The organism is Bartonella sp. AP21QHHD, from assembly GCF_042196205.1.
Taxonomy (GTDB): domain Bacteria; phylum Pseudomonadota; class Alphaproteobacteria; order Rhizobiales; family Rhizobiaceae; genus Bartonella.
Genome location: NZ_JBHIPT010000011.1, coordinates 96821 through 114946, shown reverse-complemented (window position 1 = coordinate 114946; position 18126 = coordinate 96821). Strand labels below are relative to the sequence as shown.

The window sequence follows — 18126 nt, the reverse complement described above, 5'->3', positions numbered from 1 at the left end:
CTGGTTCAAAAATACTTTTATCTTGTTGTGCCATAAGATATTACCATTTAAGGTATGGTGATACGAGTTCCGTAAAACTTAATATATTAAGTGGTTTTAGAGTAAGTGATGAATATTCTTAAGTTGGGATTCTTGTCTGTAGAATCTTTAGTTAATTGAATTACATAATTGGAAAGCCAAAAGAGGACTGCTTGAAGAAGCAGAACTATTTAGACCATATTAGATTGAAAATATTCGTTCTTTAAGGTGTAGAAAGGCAGTGCAATCATATATGGAAAACAATGAATATTATATCATCATTGTGTGATGACAGGTTGATGCCATAAAGACACACAAAAACATGCTGCTATTGTAAAAAGTTCGTACAACATAAATGCGCTCATTCACAGCTCATGTTTTTATATGTTTTCTGCACTCGCATAAAAGGTACTTCTTGTTCCAATTAGACTCTCTTAGAATAAAGCCTATAGGAAAAGCGCTTTAAGTTTGTTTTATTTCATATATTTTGCTCTGCTTTTTTGTCCCCAAGAACTTCCGTTGCAAATCATTACGAGATAGAAGGTGAGCTTATTTAATCAGCTTTAATATTGGTTATGATAAAGGTACACAAAAATTCTTTTGTAGCATCACGTTGACTTCTTTAGCCGAGGATTGTCCTAGTATTATTCTCAATTTTTTAATTAAATAACTTTAAAGGACGCGTATAGACACTTATAAGCATATACGCATACAAGTAAGATCATATGAGATTAACATCGTTTCACTCGCTAACAAAGCAATACCGATTCATATTTAGTATATTTGTCATTTGAGTGCATTATTTGTTTAGTAAAGCTCATGATGTTGCTGTTACCTATAAATTAATACCGATCATACGGCCGCGTATCTCAAATAAATATTGGTTCAGTATTTTTTGCGATAACAGCTTTTACATGCCAGAATAGGATAAAAGCATTGTGTATATCTATTTTTTATAATCTCTGAAACAGACATACAAACATAACCTCATTGAGGGAAAATATAAAAGGTATAAAGGTGAAAATCAGCGTGCTTTTTTTACTTTCTTTTTTATTCGGCTTTACGGTTTTCAAAAGTAACTAGAGTAATATCTTTTTAAATAATCAGAGACTGATGCATGGCTTCATGCTTATTTCTCTGGTTCTTTAAATGGTGCCACGATTTCATAAAGAACAATACATTATCGTATTATGCATTCACATACTTGTTTTAAAGAAATTTTCTCAATGTTTGTCACATTTGTGCTACTACGGTGCTTATGAATATTGTAATATAAAATCTATAATGCCTCCCCATCTTTATGTTTATGAAAAATAAAGTTAGAGCACCATACACTTTCTAGCTCAAAATATTGCAATAGCTTTTAGCACTTAAGAGTGTTCATAAGAGGCCTTTTTACTCCTTTTTTATAGTTTTTATCCACATGCTTCTCCCTTTTTAAGGTGTAAGCAAATGGCGGTAACTAGCTTGCTATAAATAGTTTTGAAATGAGAGAATCTCACGATATTCTAATCTCACCTTTGCTGTGAAAAATGATAATTATGATTAAAATAAGTATGTTGTTATAAAAACTTTAGTTTGCGAGTTGGCTGATGATGTGATCAAGAACAATACGTCCTTTGGTTGTTGCTTTTAAGCGTTGGTTATCCACCATTTCTATCAATTCTTGGTGTTGTAAATCGATCAGTTTTTCCATTGGAATGCGTTTAGGGCTTAAGGTTTCATAGCGTATAAGTTCTAAGCCTTCGCAAAGGCGTAATCCCATAAGGAGCATTTCATTTGCCTGTTGTTCAGTGGTTAAATGTTCCGTTTCAATACAGCCATGTCCTGTTGTTTCTACCAAATTAAGCCACTGTTCGGGATGCTTTTCATTTATTGTGACATAACGTTCGCGGTTTTCAAGGTGTGATGACAATGTTTTTGAACAGAAAGAGGAATGATTCGGTGTATGCTCAATGAAACGTCCATGTGCTCCTGGACCAAAGCCTGCATATTGGTGATAACGCCAATAAAGAAGATTGTGTGCTGATTCGGCACCGGGCATTGCATGGTTTGAGATTTCATAGGCAGGAAGTCCATGTAGTGCCGTTATTTCTTGAGTAAGATGATACAGATCTGCTGCTAGCTCTGATGGGGGAAGGATAAGTCTTCCTGCATCATGAAGCCGTTTAAAGGCGGTTCCTTCTTCGATCGTCAATTGATAAAGAGAAAGATGGTCCGCTGCTAAATCAATTGCTTGTACAAGTTCAGATTTCCATTGTTCAAGGGTTTGTTCGGGACGGGCATAAATGAGATCAAAGGATAAACGTGGAAAAATTTTCCTTGCTAAAGTAATAGCGCAAAGAGCTTGTTCCACATTATGGAGTCGGCCAAGTTTGCGCAATGCTTTATCATTGAGCGCTTGTATCCCTAGAGATAAGCGATTAACACCTGCCGCACGGTATCCACGAAAGCGCTCTGCTTCCACACTGGATGGATTAGCTTCTAATGTAATTTCAACTTTATCATCGACTACCCATTTTTTTGCAAGTGCTTGCAATAGGGCATCGACAGTTTGCGGCTCCATAAGGGAAGGGGTTCCTCCACCAATAAAAATACTTGTAATATGGCGTGGGCCTATTTTGTGGTATTGCGTTTCTATTTCGCGCTTAAAGGCGGTGACAAAACGTGGTTGATCAACACCATGGATGCGAACATGCGAATTAAAGTCACAATAAGGACATTTAGCTACACAAAAGGGCCAATGAATGTAAATGCCAAAAGGTTCATTCATGAGAATGCTAAAAGGTTTTCTGCCAAAAGTTTGAAAGCACGTGCGCGATGTGAAAGAGGGGGAAGATCATTACGTTTCCAGTTGTGTTTTTGTTCTGTTGACATTTCTCCAAAGGTATTTTCACATCCATCTGGTAAAAAAATAGGATCAAAACCAAAGCCTTTGTCTCCTCGTGGAGGCCAAATGAACGTTCCTTCAACGCATCCGCGGAAGTAATCTGCATGAGCATCAGGCCATGCAATGCAAATGACGGATATAAAACGGCATTTCCGTTGACTTTTTTCTCGTGCTCCGACTTTTTGGAGTTCATTTTCTATTTTTTTCATAGCTTTTGGAAAATTACGTGTACCATCGGCTTGAATTGCCCAATCAGCGGTATAAACGCCTGGCGCACCCTCCAATGCATCTACCTCTAAGCCTGAATCATCAGAGAGCGCAGGAAGTCCTGTTTTTTTTGCTGCTGAAAAAGCTTTAATATAAGCATTTTCTTCAAATGTTTTTCCCGTTTCTTTTGGTTCTGGCAAGCCTAGTTCTTTTGCCGATTGTATTATTAAACCGAAAGGCGTAATTAAAGTAGTGATTTCATGCAATTTTCCGGTGTTATGTGTAGCAATGACAAGTTTTTTATCTGCTATGCTTCTCATATAGATTTCTCCAAAAATGAAAGGGGAATTATTTTTGTGCTAAAAACGGTTTAAATGCTCATACACACACACATTCTGCTTAATTTCACATAATATGATTATTTTACACGTTTTATGATATTTTATTCCAATAAAATTTTTTATCTTGCACGAAGATAACCTTGCAAAGATAGGAAAGACATGTCTTTTTTATGATAGCATTTTATGGTAAACTTCCAATTTTCTGCTTGCTCTAAAGGGTGAAATTTTCTATTTACAGCGGTTTTTAATCAATCTAGATTCTCTTGACAAGTCCCTACAGCAGACCACTTTACAGATCAATTCTTAATCTTAAATATTTCTCACACACTCTAACAAAAATATTTCCTGCGTAATTTATCAAGCATCACTCTGAAAGGTAGCATTTTACAGCTCAATAGGATAATATGTTTTTATACTACTTTAGACTATTTGACCAAACCTTGGCAAAACTTATATAAGAGATGAGGATTTTAAAAGTAGTGAAACAATTGTGATGAAGCACAAAACTATTGATAATGAACTAAAATATCTTGATGAACGTTCGCGTGATATTTTTCGCCATATTGTTGAAGCTTATCTTAATGATGGTGAACCTGTAGGATCACGGAATCTTTCGCGGCTTTTACAACAGACATTATCGCCTGCGACGATTCGCAATGTGATGAGTGATCTTGAACATCTCGGTTTGATTTATGCACCACATGTTTCTGCGGGTCGAATGCCGACACAATCAGGTTTACGCTTTTTTGTTGATGCATTTATGGAAGCGGGTGATTTGCCAAACGAAGAGCGAGAAAATATTGAAATGCAAGTCAAAGAGGCTGGTCATGCACAATCGGTTGAACATTTTCTTGTTCAAGCAAGCCGAGTTCTTTCAGATCTTTCACGTGGGGCAGGGCTTGTTTTAGCAACAAAACAAGAAGGAACATTGAAACATATTGAATTTGTGCGCCTTGATAGGGAGCACGCTCTTGCCGTTTTGGTGACTCAACAAGGTGAAGTTGAAAATCGTATTGTTCATTTACCAGAAGGGGTTACCCATGCACAATTGACGGAAGCAACGAATTTTCTCAATGCCCATATTCAAGGGCGTACATTGAGTGAAGCTAAAGGGGAAATTGCCCGCTTATGCGCAGAAACAAGGGCCGCACTTGATGATTTATCACATCATCTTGTTGAAACGGGATTAGCTCTTTGGGGAGGAGAAGATGCTGATCATAAAATACACCTCATTGTTCGCGGGCGTAGCAATTTACTTGAAGATGTGAAAGCAGAAGAAGATTTAGAACGGTTACGCCATTTGTTTGATGATCTTGAAACGCGCGAGAGTATGGCACAGCTTCTCGATTTAACGGATGAAGGTTCTGGGGTTAGAATTTTTATTGGTTCAGAAAATAAGTTATTTTCTCTTTCTGGTTCTTCTTTAGTTGTAGCACCTTATCGTGATTCACAACAAAGAGTCATTGGTGCTTTAGGTGTTATTGGTCCTACACGGCTTAATTATGCAAGGATCGTGCCCATGGTTGATTATACAGCTCAACTTGTGTCACAGTTATTGCGTTAAAACGATGCAAGTAAGTATTTGTACTATAAAAGCTCATTGTATTATATACATTGCTACCCCTTGATTTTTGTCTGTAGAATTTCGATATCGAGAATAACGAATCTTATGAAGGAATAAAATTTTTATGTCTGATGAAAAAAACAAATTTACTGACGCTTCATTTGAAAATTGTGATTTAAAAAATCCAGCTGATCGTAATACACTTAAACAGGCAGCCGATGAATTTTTAAAAACACATAAAACAGAGGAACACGAAGTCGTTGAAACAGAAAGCAATGAGGTTAGTGATCTTTTAGCGTCTTTGCAGGATGAAAATAAAGAACTGAAAGATCAGCTTTTACGTCTTGTTGCAGATATGGAAAATCTTCGACGCCGTACTATGCGAGATGTGGCGGATGCAAGAGCTTATTCCATTGCTAATTTTGCACGGGATATGTTATCGGTTTCTGACAATCTCAATCGTGCTTTGGAAGCTATTCCAGAAGGTGCACGGGAGAGTGATGCTGGTTTGAAATCATTGGCAGAAGGCGTTGAAATGACTGAACGTGCCATGATGGCAGCATTAGAACGTCATGGGGTGCAAAAAATTCATCCAGAGGGGCAAAAATTTGATCCTCACTTTCATCAAGCGATGTTTGAAATTCCCAATGCTGATGTTCCAGATAATACTGTTCAACAAGTGGTTCAGGCAGGTTATATTATCGGGGAAAGGGTACTACGTCCAGCTATAGTGGGTGTAGCTAAAGGAGGAGCAAAAGAAGCTTCTGTTGAAGCTGATTCGGCTTAAAACACATCAATAATAAATCTCCAACATAAAATGCAGTATTCCCTGCAATTACACATATATGAAGTCTTTTCTTAAAGGGTTTTTAAAGGGTGTTATAAACACCCTTTTATCTTTGAAGCGCCCAACTTCCTTTTACAATATAGGGAGCCTTATTTAAGGGAGAGGCCGATAACAATAAAACAAAATGATCAACTTCAAAAGGAGGGACAAAAAAATCATCTTGAAAAGATAGATAAGAAGAAAGATCTTTAAGATTAATATCAAATATTCGTGCAAGAGTGATATGCGGAATAAACAGTCTTTCATCAGGCTTTAACTCTAATTTATTCCGAATATATTGCATCTTTTCATGTAAAAGAGTAAGCTTTTCACAAGGTTCAATGCGAACCACAAGAGAATGAGGAGCATTTTCTGAACCAAAAACTTCAAAACCTTTTATCTGTAGCGTAAAAGAAGGAAGTTCTATAGTGTTAAAGGTATGCATAATTTCATCTGCTAAGGAGCTTTCAACTTCGCCAAAAAAAGATAAGGTGACATGAAAATTTTGCGGGTTGATCCATTGCGCTTTTGGTAAGCCATTTTGCAATGATACGAGGGCTTTTGTTGTTTGTTGAGGAATCTGAAGAGCACTAAATAGACGACCCATGATATTATCTCCTTATAATGAAAGATGCTATCCCAAGCGCAATATAGATAATAAGGGCGGGGCACGTACCACAGAAAACAAGGCAATAGTATAGAAAAAGAATGTCTAAAAAATGCTTACTATAATTATGGTCGTACAAAGCTTATTCGTTTTAAGAAAATGGTTATGATATTGATAAGAATTGCGTTTTCAGGATCTGTATCACAATGATGTGCAATGGAAGATTACTTGTGTATTATAAAGGCTACAAAGTTAGCAGAAAATAAGAAAAGTTGATAGATTTTTGATGTGCGAAATTATTTTGACATTTATCTTTAGCCTAAAATAAAGCATACTTTAATACAAGGTGAAGAGTTCTCTTTTCTGTAAAAATTTAATTATATGATTAAGTCGGGGAATAGCCATAATACGCAAAACTATTCAAATTGGTCAAATAATGTTAGGAAAGGAAGAAAAAAATCGAGCATAACAAAATTACTATAAGCTTTTACATTTATGATAATTATGCCAATCTATAATGGATATGAATATTGGTATAAAAGCGGGAAGAGAAATTAAAATTCAAAATAATGATCGAAAGTTCCTATTTTCTAAGAATTATCATCTTTGTTTATGATGAAAAAGCACTAGTTTTCCTCTCCAAAGTTGTTATTGATGAGCTTTTCAAGAGCATTAAGAGCATCTGTTGCTTCTGGTCCTGAAACACGAATGGTGAGGTTGCAACCGGATGAAGCCGCTAGCATCATAAGTCCCATAATTGATGATCCGCCAACAATTTTCCCGTCCTTTTCAACTTCAACAGTAACATTAAAATTGTCAACAGTTTGTACAAATTTTGCAGAAGCACGTGCATGCAACCCACGTTTATTACAGATATTGAAATGACGACTTATACATGGGAGGGTATCTTTGGAAAACATTGGTATTTTATTATCCGCTATAAAATCATACTTGGTACATTAATATATTTACGCCCTGCTTCTTGTGCTATTCTTAACGCGTCTGATAATGAAATATCAGGACATTTGCGAATAGAAATTAGTTTAATAAGCATGGGCAAATTAACACCCGCAATCATTTCAACGCGTCCTTTTTCAATAGCAGGAATAGCTATATTTGATGGTGTTCCACCGAACACATCTGTTAATATGATGACGCCATGATCCGTATCTGTATCGGTTACTGCGGCTATAATATCACCTCGGCGCTGATCTATATCGTCATCGGGATAAACGCATATTGTTGCGAACTTTTCTTGTACTCCAACAACATGTTCCACGGCATGTAAAAATTCGACAGCCAGCTCACCGTGCGTTACAAGCACGAGTCCAATCATTTACGCAAACTCCTGTTAACTAATAAGACCCAACCATAGTTGGTGGGAAAGACATTGTACAAGGCTTTATCTTGCTGCCAAGAAAAATTTGCAAAAAAAAGGCAAAAATTGTGATTTTTTTATCTTTAGAAAAAAATTAGACAGATTTTTGCCATATTTTTCTAAACAAAAATGCTTCAATAGCTTGACAAATGGCTGTACAATCGGCTTCACGAAGAGAGGGAAGTTTTAAAAGAGGAATGTGCAAATTTTCAAATTGAAAAGTTTTATTTGTGGAAAAACGTTCATATTCCGGACCGAGAAAAATAACACAATCGATAGTTGTGTGCTTTTTGAATTCTATCATATAAAGACCAACGCCACGAATCTCGATGCCGCCCTCTAAATTATCGGGAGTGTATCCGTGAAGCTTTCCATTTTCCGCACGCAACATTGTATAATCATCACTGATAAGCTTCGCTTCACGTTTTGACCACTCAGCGCGGTCAAGCAAAGAAAGGGTGATGGTTGATTTTCCTGATCCCGATGGACCTATAATTAACAGCCCCTTGCCGCCCAGTTGAAGGCAATTTGCGTGGAGTATTTCACATTTTGTTTTCATGCCTTTTACTTTGGATAAAAGATTTATTTAGCAAGCGGAAGCATAATAGTAAAACGTGCACCAGTTTTACACTTCCCAAGTGTAGGATCGATAATATTTTCGGCTGTAATTGTCCCATTATGAGCCTCGATGATTTGCCGACTAATAGAAAGGCCAAGTCCAGAGTTTTGTCCAAAAGCATCTTCATTTGGTCGATCTGTATAAAAACGTTCAAAAATGCGTTCAATATTTTCTGAACGAATACCTGGGCCATTATCTTCAATGGTTAAAATAAGGGTTGAAGCATGACTTTTCATAGTAATGCAAATTTTGCCACGATTCCGAGGAATAAAAGAACGCGCATTTTCAAGAAGATTTGAAATCACTTGTCCTAAACGAAGTTCATGTCCCAATACAAGATAAGCTTTTCCATGAGGACGTGGGACAATATTAAGGCTTATATCAATAGTTTGCGTATTACGATACACTTCCTGAACAGCATGAACAAGACTTTCCAAAAGCGGTGTCATATCAACAATCTCTGCGGTTTCTCGTGCAAGCTCTGCATCGAGTCGCGATGCATCAGAAATATCTGTAATCAACCGATCAAGGCGGCGCACATCATGTTGAATAATTTCCAGCAATTTTTCTTGTGCTTCTTCATTTTTAGCCAGAGGGAGCGTTTCAACAGCACTGCGTAGAGAGGTGAGAGGATTTTTTAATTCGTGGCTTACATCAGCAGCAAAGCGTTCAATGGCTTCAATACGCATATAAAGGGCATTGGTCATATCACGAATAGAAGTTGAAAGGTGACCAATTTCATCTTCACGCATTGAAAAATCAGGAATTTCTACACGCTGATTATTACCATTACGCACTCGATTAGCCGAGGCAGATAATTTACTTAATGGATGGGCAATCGTATGGGCCAAAAAGAGAGAAAGAACCAAAAGTACGCTACCTACAACGGCAAAAACTTTAAAGATAACCAGTCTTTCGCCTTTTACAATGTTATCAATATCGGAACCAGTGGTTGAAAGAAGAAGAGCTCCAACCACTGCGCGATAGCGTTGAACAGGAACGGCAACAGAAACAATTAATTGCCCTTGTCTGTTGCGTCTTTTAGCCGTAGCAAGAGATCCGTTTAATGCGCGGTACACTTCTGGATAAGCAATACCACTGGTTTTTGTTTGTTCTCTGTCAAGAGCAATACCTTTGCCATAAAATGCGCTTGAATACCATGAAGTAAGGCGATCCCACATGTTTTGTTCTGTTTTAAGTGGGGGTAAATCATAACTAAAAACTTCTCCACTAGAATAAAGAACGCGCGAATCAAGAAGGAGAGTAGCATCACGATCATAGATACGTGCTCTTGTCGTTTTAGGTGTAATAAGACGCCGTAAAAGAGGGGCAACTTGCTCAGGGTTAATAGGAAAATCCCAAGAATCGGTTGATTGAGGAGCGGGTGTAACGCTTTCACCAGTCTGTAACTCTAAGAGTTTTTGAGGGTCAATGAGGATAGAATTTGTATCTACTGTTGCAGAAGCAGCAATAGCCCCAGCAATAATTTTTCCTTGGGTACATAAACTTTTGATTTTTGCTTCAATTAAACCATCGCGAAATTGGTTAAGGTATAAAATGCCTGTAACTAAAACGGCAAGAGCAGCAATGTTTAATATAACAATGCGACGTGTGAGGCTGGAAAAAAGCAATTGTCTAAAGAGACGTTGTGTTCGAAGATGCAAACGAGCGAACATAAGAAATGGCGTTGAGGATGTACCATTAACGGTTGTTTTTTGTAAAGTTTCCAGTTGAGAATTGTCTGTCATCGATTTGATTGCCATTCAAATTTTTGCGACAAAGTAGTTTTATACCTCGTGGAAACGATAACCTACACCATAAAGTGTTTCAATCATTGCAAAATCATCATCCACTTGTTTAAACTTTTTACGCAGACGTTTAATGTGACTATCAATGGTGCGATCATCTACGTAGACTTGATCACTATAAGCAGCATCCATTAAAGCATCACGACTTTTTACAACTCCTGGTCTTTGTGCTAAGGTTTGCAGAATCAAAAATTCCGTAACGGTTAAAATAACAGGTTTATCTTTCCATGTACAGGTGTGGCGTTCTTGATCCATCACAAGATCTCCGCGTTTGAGAGAAGAGGTGGAAGAAGTTCCTGTAGAAAGCGGTTGGTTACGTGCATTAGAACGGCGTAAAATAGCTTTCACGCGTTCAATAAGAAGACGTTGGGAGAAAGGTTTAGTAATAAAATCATCAGCTCCCATTTTGAGACCAAATAATTCATCAATTTCATCATCTTTAGAGGTAAGAAAAATAACTGGAAGATCAGATTTTTGACGCAAACGACGCAAAAGTTCCATCCCATCCATTCGGGGCATTTTAATATCAAAAATAGCTAAGTGTGGAGGGTGAAGTGTGAGACCCTTGAGTGCAGATGCTCCATCTGTATAGCTTTCAACCCGATATCCTTCTGTCTCAAGCGCAAAAGATAAAGATGTCAAAATATTGCGATCATCATCAACAAGTACAATCGTTTGCGTGATTGTTGGTGTATCTTTCATGGTTTCTTAGACCTTTCTATTGCTGTGGTAGCAAATTACCCACACTTATTTATATGGGAGTTCATATTTTTTTTGCAAAACAAATATGATACAAATTGTAGCAAAGTAAAAAACCTTTTGTCATTACTGTAAAATCTTGTTTTGCTTTCATAATTTATAATGTTTCTACGTCTATTAAGATCCCTTCATTTGAGAGAAAATTTTCATAAAGGCTTTTTTTATCAAGGTTTATTACAAAGTTTATTATTGTATTTGTCTCATAATTGAACAGATGTAGTTTTGATTGTTGAAGTTTAGAAAATCTGCCTATGTGTTTTAAGAGCAAAGAAAAGAATGTGGCAATATATGCACAAAAATTTGTTTCTGCTACACGAAAGGAGGTCGTAATGGGATTTTTTAATTTTATTAAAACCGTAGGGGAAAAGTTAGGTATTGGGGACCATGAACCAAAAGAAAAGGATTTTAAGAGAGCATTTGATCATTTTCAACTCGGTACAGAAAAAGTCAATATTCAAGTTGAAGACGGTAAAGCTATTTTAAGCGGTGAAGTTCCAGATAGGGAAACACTTGAAAAAGCACTGCTGGTTGTTGGCAATTCACAAGGTATCTCTTCTGTAGATGTTAATCAATTAAAGGTTATAGATACAACGCCTAGAAAAACTTCTCGCTTTTATGAGGTTAAATCTGGTGATAATCTTTGGAAAATTGCTGAAGAGGTTTATGGAAAAGGGCAAGGTAATAAAAACACATTTATTTTTGAAGCCAATAAGCCAATGCTAAAATCTCCCGATAAAATTTATCCTAGACAAGTTTTACGTATTCCTGAAATTGACCATAGTTAATTCATCAAAGGGGATAATTTTTTACTGATGGCATTAAACAAAAAATAAAGAAGCGTAAAAAATTTCACGCTTCTTCATTTTATAAAGTGTGTATTTATAATAAAAGGAGCTTAGTGAACAGGAGAGGATTTAGAAGGTGATGGTACTTTCATAGCGTTTACAGAGAAATCAACATCAATGGTTCCTGCTTTCTCAAATGTTAATTTTGCGCTAATTTTATCACCTAACTTAAATGGTTGTGAAAGCCCCATGAACATAATATGATCACCGCCAGGCTTAAGCGTGATTTCGCCATTTCCCGGAATTTCAATGCCATTGTGCATTTTTTCCATTTTCATAATATCATTAACGACAGCCATAGAGTGTATCTCTGTTGTTTTTACTCCGTTTGTGGAAATAGAAACCAAACGGTCTGGGGTATTACTGTGATTAATAATGTAGAGATAACCGCTACCAACTCTTATGCCTCTAGGTGTTTCGCGTGTCCAAGGATTGAGAATTTCTATGTCGCCAAGTTTATATTGCTGAGCACCTGCTGGCAAGGTTATACCAGCAAAGAGAAGAGCACACACGATATTTATGATAACCTTTTTGTATGGATATTGTGTATGTATTATATTCTTAAAGATGAGATTTGTTATTTTTTTAATAATAGATGTCATCATTGATTTACCCTCCTTCATAAGATTCACACTTTGAATATTTTTATTTTAGCAGAGCTTTTATTTAAAATAAAAGAAAGAAATGCTAAAATGAAATTGATTTGAATATAAAAATCATAGAATTCTTGAAATTTAAAAGAAGACAGTAAGATTTACAATGACAACACACCTCTTAACGCTTCCGTGTTCATCTCATAAATAGTATTTGCAAATGGTATAAAATCTATGATGCACTACTATTTTACTTAATGAAGATATAATACAGAACAATCATCAACTACTTTACCAATTTTAATATTATGACAGCTCTTGGCATTTTAAAGCGTTTATACAGAGGTATTTTTATATATTTTCAAAGTTCAAAATTATACAGTTAAGAAAAAACGCTTTAGATGAATTTAAAGCACAGATTTCAAATAGCCGCAAACAATGAGACCGTTAGAAGGAGAATTTTTGAAACGAGATCGATAGATAATACCTTTACTGATATGAGCATTAGATATGATGACTATTTTAGTCCAAGGAAAATTTATAATATTTGTGATATAAATTATTCGCCTTTTAAAAAGCTTTTACGTGAGTATGATTTTATCAATGATGAGAAGATCAAGAGCGAGAGTGCAATCATTCTTTTATTTTTTAATTTTTATAGAAAGATATATTTTTTGAGAATTGCAAGAAAAATATATTATGCTCTCAAGTCTCTCATAAATATGGTATTTATGGGTCATTAGAGTGTCTATTTTAAAATAAATTTTTTATTTTGGAGATGTTTCTCTCATTATTCTCTTGTAGCAATAAAAGCCTGTTCTTATATACGAGGCAGCAAGGCTTGTTGCGACTTGCAGTTTATTATTATTTATATTGCTTGAAGCAATATACGGGCTTTAGGTGTTATGAGGAGCTATCTTAAAAAGATGCTTTATGAAGGTTGAGGTAGCTTGCTGAATGGAGATTATAATATGGCAAAAGTAATTGGTATTGATTTGGGGACAACGAACTCTTGTGTGGCTGTTATGGATGGCAAAAACGCAAAAGTTATTGAAAACTCAGAAGGAGCGCGAACAACACCTTCCGTTGTTGCCTTTACTGATGGGGGGGAGCGGCTTGTTGGGCAGCCTGCTAAACGGCAGGCGGTGACAAATCCTGAAGGGACAGTTTTTGCAGTTAAACGTTTGATAGGGCGCCGTTTTGATGACCCTATGGTTGAAAAAGATAAAGCGCTTGTTCCTTATAAAATTGTTAAAGGTGACAATGGTGATGCATGGGTTGAAGAGGCGGGAAAGAAATATTCTCCGTCACAAATTTCAGCTATGATTTTGCAAAAGATGAAGGAAACAGCAGAATCTTATCTTGGTGAAAAAGTTGAACAAGCCGTTATTACGGTTCCTGCTTATTTTAATGATGCGCAACGTCAAGCCACGAAAGACGCAGGTAAAATTGCTGGACTTGAAGTTTTACGGATTATTAATGAGCCAACTGCTGCTGCTTTAGCTTATGGTTTGGACAAAAAGGACGGAAAAACAATTGCTGTTTACGACCTTGGTGGTGGTACATTTGATATTTCAGTCCTTGAAATTGGAGATGGCGTTTTTGAAGTTAAGTCAACCAATGGGGATACGTTTTTAGGGGGTGAAGACTTTGACATGCGCTTGGTCGGTTATTTTGCCGATGAATTCAAAAAAGAACAAGGAATTGATCTGAAAAATGATAAACTCGCTTTACAGCGCTTAAAAGAAGCGGCAGAAAAAGCAAAAATTGAGCTTTCTTCGTCACAGCAAACAGAAATCAATTTACCATTTATCACGGCAGATCAATCAGGTCCCAAGCACTTAACAATGAAATTGACTCGGGCAAAATTTGAATCTCTCGTTGACGATTTAGTGCAGCGTACCATTGAACCTTGTAAAGCTGCGTTGAAAGATGCTGGATTAAAGGCCGGTGAGATTGACGAAGTTGTTTTAGTGGGTGGAATGACACGTATGCCCAAGATTCAGCAAGTTGTGCAGAGCTTCTTTGGTAAGGATCCACACAAAGGCGTTAATCCTGATGAAGTGGTCGCAATGGGTGCTGCCATCCAAGGAGGTGTATTGCAAGGCGATGTCAAAGATGTGTTGTTGCTAGATGTAACACCTTTATCTTTGGGTATTGAAACCTTGGGTGGGGTTTTCACACGCCTTATTGAGCGCAATACCACTATCCCGACGAAAAAATCGCAAGTTTTTTCGACAGCTGATGATAACCAGAGTGCTGTGACGATTCGTGTTTTCCAAGGTGAACGGGAAATGGCAAGTGATAATAAGTTATTGGCTCAATTTGATCTTGTTGGTATTCCTCCAGCCCCACGTGGTATACCTCAAATTGAAGTTACTTTTGATATTGATGCGAATGGTATTGTTAATGTTTCGGCCAAAGATAAGGGAACAGGTAAAGAGCATCAAATTCGTATTCAGGCATCAGGTGGTTTAAGTGATGCTGATATTGAAAAAATGGTAAAGGATGCAGAAGAGCACGCGGCTGAGGATAAAAAACGCCGTGAAGGTGTTGAAGCTAGAAATCAAGCGGAGGCTCTTATTCATTCAACTGAAAAGTCGCTCAATGAATATGGCGATAAAGTATCAGCTGAAGAAAAGGGACAGATTGAAACAGCAATATCTGATTTGAAATCTGCGCTTGAAGGCAGTGATACGGAAGAAGTAACAACAAAGATGCAAAAATTAGCAGAAGTCAGTATGAAACTTGGACAGGCTATGTACGAAGCCTCACAAGCAGCGAGCGCTGACACTGAAACAGAGGCAAAGAATGATGATGTTGTTGATGCTGATTTTGAAGAAGTTAATGATAAGAAGAAATAGTGTCAGCATATGTGTTGATTAATTGATAAACCCGGCCTTTGAAATATAAGGCTGGGCTTTATTATTTGAGATAAGTTGCAACTTTGTTGCTAAAAATATAAATTAAAAGCAATATTATCCATAAAGATGGATGACAGAAAAATTATCAGGAATACATGATGAAGGTTGACTATTATGAAATTCTTGGCGTGACTCGCGAATGTGATGATAAAAAGTTGAAATCTGCTTTTCGTAAGTTGGCAATGCAATATCATCCTGATCGCAACGCGGGGGATAAAGAGGCAGAGCGAAAATTCAAAGAAATTGGCGAAGCCTATGAAGTTCTTAAAGATCCCCAGAAGCGTGCTGCTTATGATCGATTTGGCCATGCGGCCTTTGAAAATAGCGGTGGTCAAGGGGGAGCAAATCCCTTTGGTGGTTTTGCTGCTGGTGGTGGATTTGCGGATATTTTCGAAGACTTTTTTGGTGAGATTATGGGAGGGACACACCGTAAGCGTGGTGATAGTCGCGAACGTGGCGCAGATTTGAGTTATAATATGGAAGTGACTTTAGAAGAGGCATTTTCAGGAAAAACTGCAGAAATTAATATTCCCAGTTCCGTTACGTGTGATGTTTGTGAAGGATCAGGAGCGAGAAAAGGCTCTAAGCCGCAAGTTTGTGGAACATGTCATGGATCTGGTCGTGTGCGTGCTGCACAGGGTTTCTTTTCTATTGAGCGGACATGTCCTACATGTCATGGACGTGGTGAAACTATTACGGATCCATGCCCCAAATGTCAGGGGACACGGCGTATAGAGAAAAAACGTTCATTAAGCGTAAATGTTCCAGCTGGTATTGAAGATGGAACGCGTATTCGCCTTTCTGGTGAGGGTGATGCTGGTATTCGTGGTGGCCCCAATGGTGATCTTTATATTTTCCTTTCCATTAAACCGCATGAGTTTTTTCAGCGAGAAGGAGCAGATCTTCACTGTCGCGTTCCTATTTCAATGGTAACAGCTGCTTTAGGAGGAGAGTTTGAAGTTTCCGACCTTGATGGTGTTAAAGCACGCGTTAAGATTCCAGAAGGGACACAAAATGGACGTCAATTCCGCCTTAGAGGCAAAGGTATGCCCATGTTGCGCCGTCAGCAAGCAAGGGGTGATCTTTACATCCATATCACGATTGAGACACCGCAGAAATTAACGCAAGAACAACGTGAATTGTTGCAAAAATTTGAAAAGCTTTCAAATCATGAAAATTCACCGCAATCACATGGTTTTTTTTCACGTATGAAAGAATTTTTTGAAAATATTTCTGGTTAAAATTATGTGAATGTTCTCAGAATAATTAGAGAGAACTGTGGGAAAGTTATTTTCATTAAGTTTTCTATTGTCTCATTGTCTTTGAAAAGCATTTTTTCTTGAAAAGAAAAGAGAGAGACAGCTAATTTAGGATAAACTCCTGCTGCTGATAGTTTTACATTTCATGAGTTTTATGGATAAGTTTTATTTTTGAGTGTCTATGACATTTTAAAAAGGGCTTATCCATATAAGAACGCAATTGAGTGATTGATAATAAATATTGCCAGTGTCATGATAACTGCCTTTATGCATTCAGTATTTTTTGTATTTCTTTTTAAAGGCTCTATAATAAAGCTGTAAAATAGGTAGCAGCTTGCCAAGAAACGCTAAATAAGCTGTTAGGCAATCCATCTTATTTCAAATAAAGTATCAACTTCTTATAACCGATTTTATTTTTGGCATTTTTCATAGTTTTAATCACTGCTTCCTTTAAAATAAGGGTTATTTTGTTCGGAATAGCTTTTACATGCCTCATCTTAGCTTTTAGCAGTAATCATGTCTTTTTAGATGCGGATTTAGTTTTGTATTTCTGATGTCATAAATAGTTCTTCCAGATAATAAAAAACGCTATAATCAAGTTTATTTTGTTCCAAAGAAATTGTGGAATGAGATAATGTGTGTTGAATGCTAAAGAAGACATAACAAAACACTTTTTGAGGTATTCGATGTATCTCTCTTGTGGGGAAACAGATTCGATGGAATTCACTTAATTGAATTTATTGGCATAATAAAAAGTTGGTGGGAAGATAGAGGAAGTTACCTTTAAAAAGAAAAAACAAATACAATAAAAAAATAGCACAATATGCTTAGAAAACAGCACGACATATTATTGAAATTGTTAGTGATATGGAAAGAGAAGTATACGAAATGAATCTTTTTTCATAAAATAACATAATTAAAATAATACATTAAAAGAATTAACAATTCTAAAAAACATTGAATAATTCAAGCATGTATTGCTATGCAAAAAGAAAAACTTAATGACAGATCATGAAAATGAGAAATTTTATCAAATCTTACGAAGAGAGTAATCTAAACAATTAAATGCTTTTACGAAGATGCTTTTGAAGAGCTATCACAATATATGGATAATGTTGCAAAGCCTTTTTTCGATTTTACGATATAAAAAGATAAATTATTATTATAAATCAACTTATTATAATTCTCCATGAGGAGCGTTCAGTTGACATTTCCTCATGTTTTATGATTGAGAAAAAGTCAAATTTTTAAAACCAAAGTTATAGTTTATTGAGATAAGCTATAAAGCGGTTGAGTGATTTCTTAATCTTGGGAATATGTTAATTTTATTATTATAAGAAACTTATTTTTATCTTATAAAATCAATGGTTGTATATATTCCTATTCATTGTTAAGTATCCGTAGGGATAAACTAATGAGTTGAATGTGCAGCGTAGCTTCAAAATTTTGCTTTTCAATTTTATATATAAGATCATAAAATAATGACGT

14 protein-coding genes are annotated in these 18126 nt (G+C 36.4%); 5 read left to right on the top strand and 9 right to left on the bottom strand.

What is annotated here, in order from left to right; all coding sequences use genetic code 11:
• Window positions 1-1591: 1591 nt before the first annotated feature.
• Together hemW and rdgB are read right to left on the bottom strand one after the other, a co-directional pair.
• Window positions 1592-2791, bottom strand: a complete 1200-nt coding sequence (gene hemW / locus ACFIMC_RS00845; protein ID WP_375671726.1) for a radical SAM family heme chaperone HemW — start codon at window positions 2789-2791, stop codon at window positions 1592-1594.
• Window positions 2788-3435: an RdgB/HAM1 family non-canonical purine NTP pyrophosphatase gene (rdgB, locus tag ACFIMC_RS00840; protein WP_375629186.1), complete on the bottom strand. Its 648-nt coding sequence runs from the start codon at window positions 3433-3435 to the stop codon at window positions 2788-2790. The genes hemW and rdgB overlap by 4 nt, the downstream gene beginning before the upstream one ends.
• A 514-nt stretch (window positions 3436-3949) precedes the next feature.
• On the opposite strand from rdgB, the gene hrcA reads away from it, so the two are divergent.
• Window positions 3950-5020: a heat-inducible transcriptional repressor HrcA gene (gene hrcA / locus ACFIMC_RS00835; RefSeq protein ID WP_273790224.1), complete on the top strand. Its 1071-nt coding sequence runs from the start codon at window positions 3950-3952 to the stop codon at window positions 5018-5020.
• Between the two features lie 124 nt (window positions 5021-5144).
• Window positions 5145-5807: a nucleotide exchange factor GrpE gene (gene grpE, locus ACFIMC_RS00830; protein WP_375611384.1), complete on the top strand. Its 663-nt coding sequence runs from the start codon at window positions 5145-5147 to the stop codon at window positions 5805-5807.
• Between the two features lie 106 nt (window positions 5808-5913).
• On the opposite strand, the gene thpR is transcribed toward grpE, so the two are convergent.
• The 6 genes from thpR to ACFIMC_RS00800 all read right to left on the bottom strand — a co-directional run bounded on the left by thpR (window position 5914) and on the right by ACFIMC_RS00800 (window position 10960).
• Window positions 5914-6453 carry an RNA 2',3'-cyclic phosphodiesterase gene (gene thpR / locus ACFIMC_RS00825; protein ID WP_375611385.1) on the bottom strand — a complete coding sequence of 180 codons (540 nt, stop codon included), beginning with the start codon at window positions 6451-6453 and terminating at the stop codon, window positions 5914-5916.
• Window positions 6454-7079: 626 nt separating this feature from the next.
• On the bottom strand, window positions 7080-7373 hold the full coding sequence (locus ACFIMC_RS00820) for an HPr family phosphocarrier protein (protein WP_012754483.1): 294 nt from the start codon (window positions 7371-7373) through the stop codon (window positions 7080-7082).
• Between the two features lie 17 nt (window positions 7374-7390).
• On the bottom strand, window positions 7391-7789 hold the full coding sequence (locus ACFIMC_RS00815) for a PTS sugar transporter subunit IIA (protein WP_375611386.1): 399 nt from the start codon (window positions 7787-7789) through the stop codon (window positions 7391-7393).
• Window positions 7790-7925: 136 nt separating this feature from the next.
• On the bottom strand, window positions 7926-8390 hold the full coding sequence (locus ACFIMC_RS00810; RefSeq protein WP_375612806.1) for an HPr kinase/phosphatase C-terminal domain-containing protein: 465 nt from the start codon (window positions 8388-8390) through the stop codon (window positions 7926-7928).
• 23 nt (window positions 8391-8413) lie between these two features.
• The gene (locus tag ACFIMC_RS00805; protein ID WP_375611388.1) at window positions 8414-10198 is read right to left on the bottom strand and encodes a stimulus-sensing domain-containing protein; all 1785 of its coding nucleotides are present in this window, start codon (window positions 10196-10198) and stop codon (window positions 8414-8416) included.
• Window positions 10199-10237: 39 nt separating this feature from the next.
• A complete protein-coding gene (locus ACFIMC_RS00800; protein ID WP_005774392.1) occupies window positions 10238-10960 on the bottom strand; it encodes a response regulator transcription factor in 723 nt (240 codons plus the stop codon).
• A gap of 386 nt (window positions 10961-11346) precedes the next feature.
• On the opposite strand from ACFIMC_RS00800, the gene lysM reads away from it, so the two are divergent.
• The gene (lysM, locus tag ACFIMC_RS00795; protein WP_375680932.1) at window positions 11347-11802 is read left to right on the top strand and encodes a peptidoglycan-binding protein LysM; all 456 of its coding nucleotides are present in this window, start codon (window positions 11347-11349) and stop codon (window positions 11800-11802) included.
• Between the two features lie 110 nt (window positions 11803-11912).
• Here lysM and ACFIMC_RS00790 read toward each other — a convergent pair whose 3' ends face one another.
• Entirely contained in the window at window positions 11913-12467 is a 555-nt protein-coding gene (locus ACFIMC_RS00790; protein WP_375611390.1) for a copper chaperone PCu(A)C, read from the bottom strand.
• 959 nt (window positions 12468-13426) lie between these two features.
• Between ACFIMC_RS00790 and dnaK the strand changes: the two genes are divergently transcribed.
• Both dnaK and dnaJ read left to right on the top strand, forming a co-directional pair.
• Complete coding sequence (gene dnaK / locus ACFIMC_RS00785) at window positions 13427-15319, top strand: molecular chaperone DnaK (RefSeq protein WP_273790233.1); 1893 nt, start codon at window positions 13427-13429, stop codon at window positions 15317-15319.
• Between the two features lie 158 nt (window positions 15320-15477).
• Window positions 15478-16620: a molecular chaperone DnaJ gene (gene dnaJ / locus ACFIMC_RS00780; RefSeq protein ID WP_375611466.1), complete on the top strand. Its 1143-nt coding sequence runs from the start codon at window positions 15478-15480 to the stop codon at window positions 16618-16620.
• Window positions 16621-18126 lie beyond the last annotated feature (1506 nt).

What these genes read in the sequence shown, in the direction of transcription:
- hemW (WP_375671726.1), bottom strand. Translation starts at nt 2,791, where the DNA reads ATGAATGAACCTTTTGGCATTTACATTCATTGGCCCTTTTGTGTAGCT.
- rdgB (WP_375629186.1), bottom strand. Translation starts at nt 3,435, where the DNA reads ATGAGAAGCATAGCAGATAAAAAACTTGTCATTGCTACACATAACACC.
- hrcA (WP_273790224.1), top strand. Translation starts at nt 3,950, where the DNA reads ATGAAGCACAAAACTATTGATAATGAACTAAAATATCTTGATGAACGT.
- grpE (WP_375611384.1), top strand. Translation starts at nt 5,145, where the DNA reads ATGTCTGATGAAAAAAACAAATTTACTGACGCTTCATTTGAAAATTGT.
- thpR (WP_375611385.1), bottom strand. Translation starts at nt 6,453, where the DNA reads ATGGGTCGTCTATTTAGTGCTCTTCAGATTCCTCAACAAACAACAAAA.
- ACFIMC_RS00820 (WP_012754483.1), bottom strand. Translation starts at nt 7,373, where the DNA reads ATGTTTTCCAAAGATACCCTCCCATGTATAAGTCGTCATTTCAATATC.
- ACFIMC_RS00815 (WP_375611386.1), bottom strand. Translation starts at nt 7,789, where the DNA reads ATGATTGGACTCGTGCTTGTAACGCACGGTGAGCTGGCTGTCGAATTT.
- ACFIMC_RS00810 (WP_375612806.1), bottom strand. Translation starts at nt 8,390, where the DNA reads ATGAAAACAAAATGTGAAATACTCCACGCAAATTGCCTTCAACTGGGC.
- ACFIMC_RS00805 (WP_375611388.1), bottom strand. Translation starts at nt 10,198, where the DNA reads ATGACAGACAATTCTCAACTGGAAACTTTACAAAAAACAACCGTTAAT.
- ACFIMC_RS00800 (WP_005774392.1), bottom strand. Translation starts at nt 10,960, where the DNA reads ATGAAAGATACACCAACAATCACGCAAACGATTGTACTTGTTGATGAT.
- lysM (WP_375680932.1), top strand. Translation starts at nt 11,347, where the DNA reads ATGGGATTTTTTAATTTTATTAAAACCGTAGGGGAAAAGTTAGGTATT.
- ACFIMC_RS00790 (WP_375611390.1), bottom strand. Translation starts at nt 12,467, where the DNA reads ATGATGACATCTATTATTAAAAAAATAACAAATCTCATCTTTAAGAAT.
- dnaK (WP_273790233.1), top strand. Translation starts at nt 13,427, where the DNA reads ATGGCAAAAGTAATTGGTATTGATTTGGGGACAACGAACTCTTGTGTG.
- dnaJ (WP_375611466.1), top strand. Translation starts at nt 15,478, where the DNA reads ATGAAGGTTGACTATTATGAAATTCTTGGCGTGACTCGCGAATGTGAT.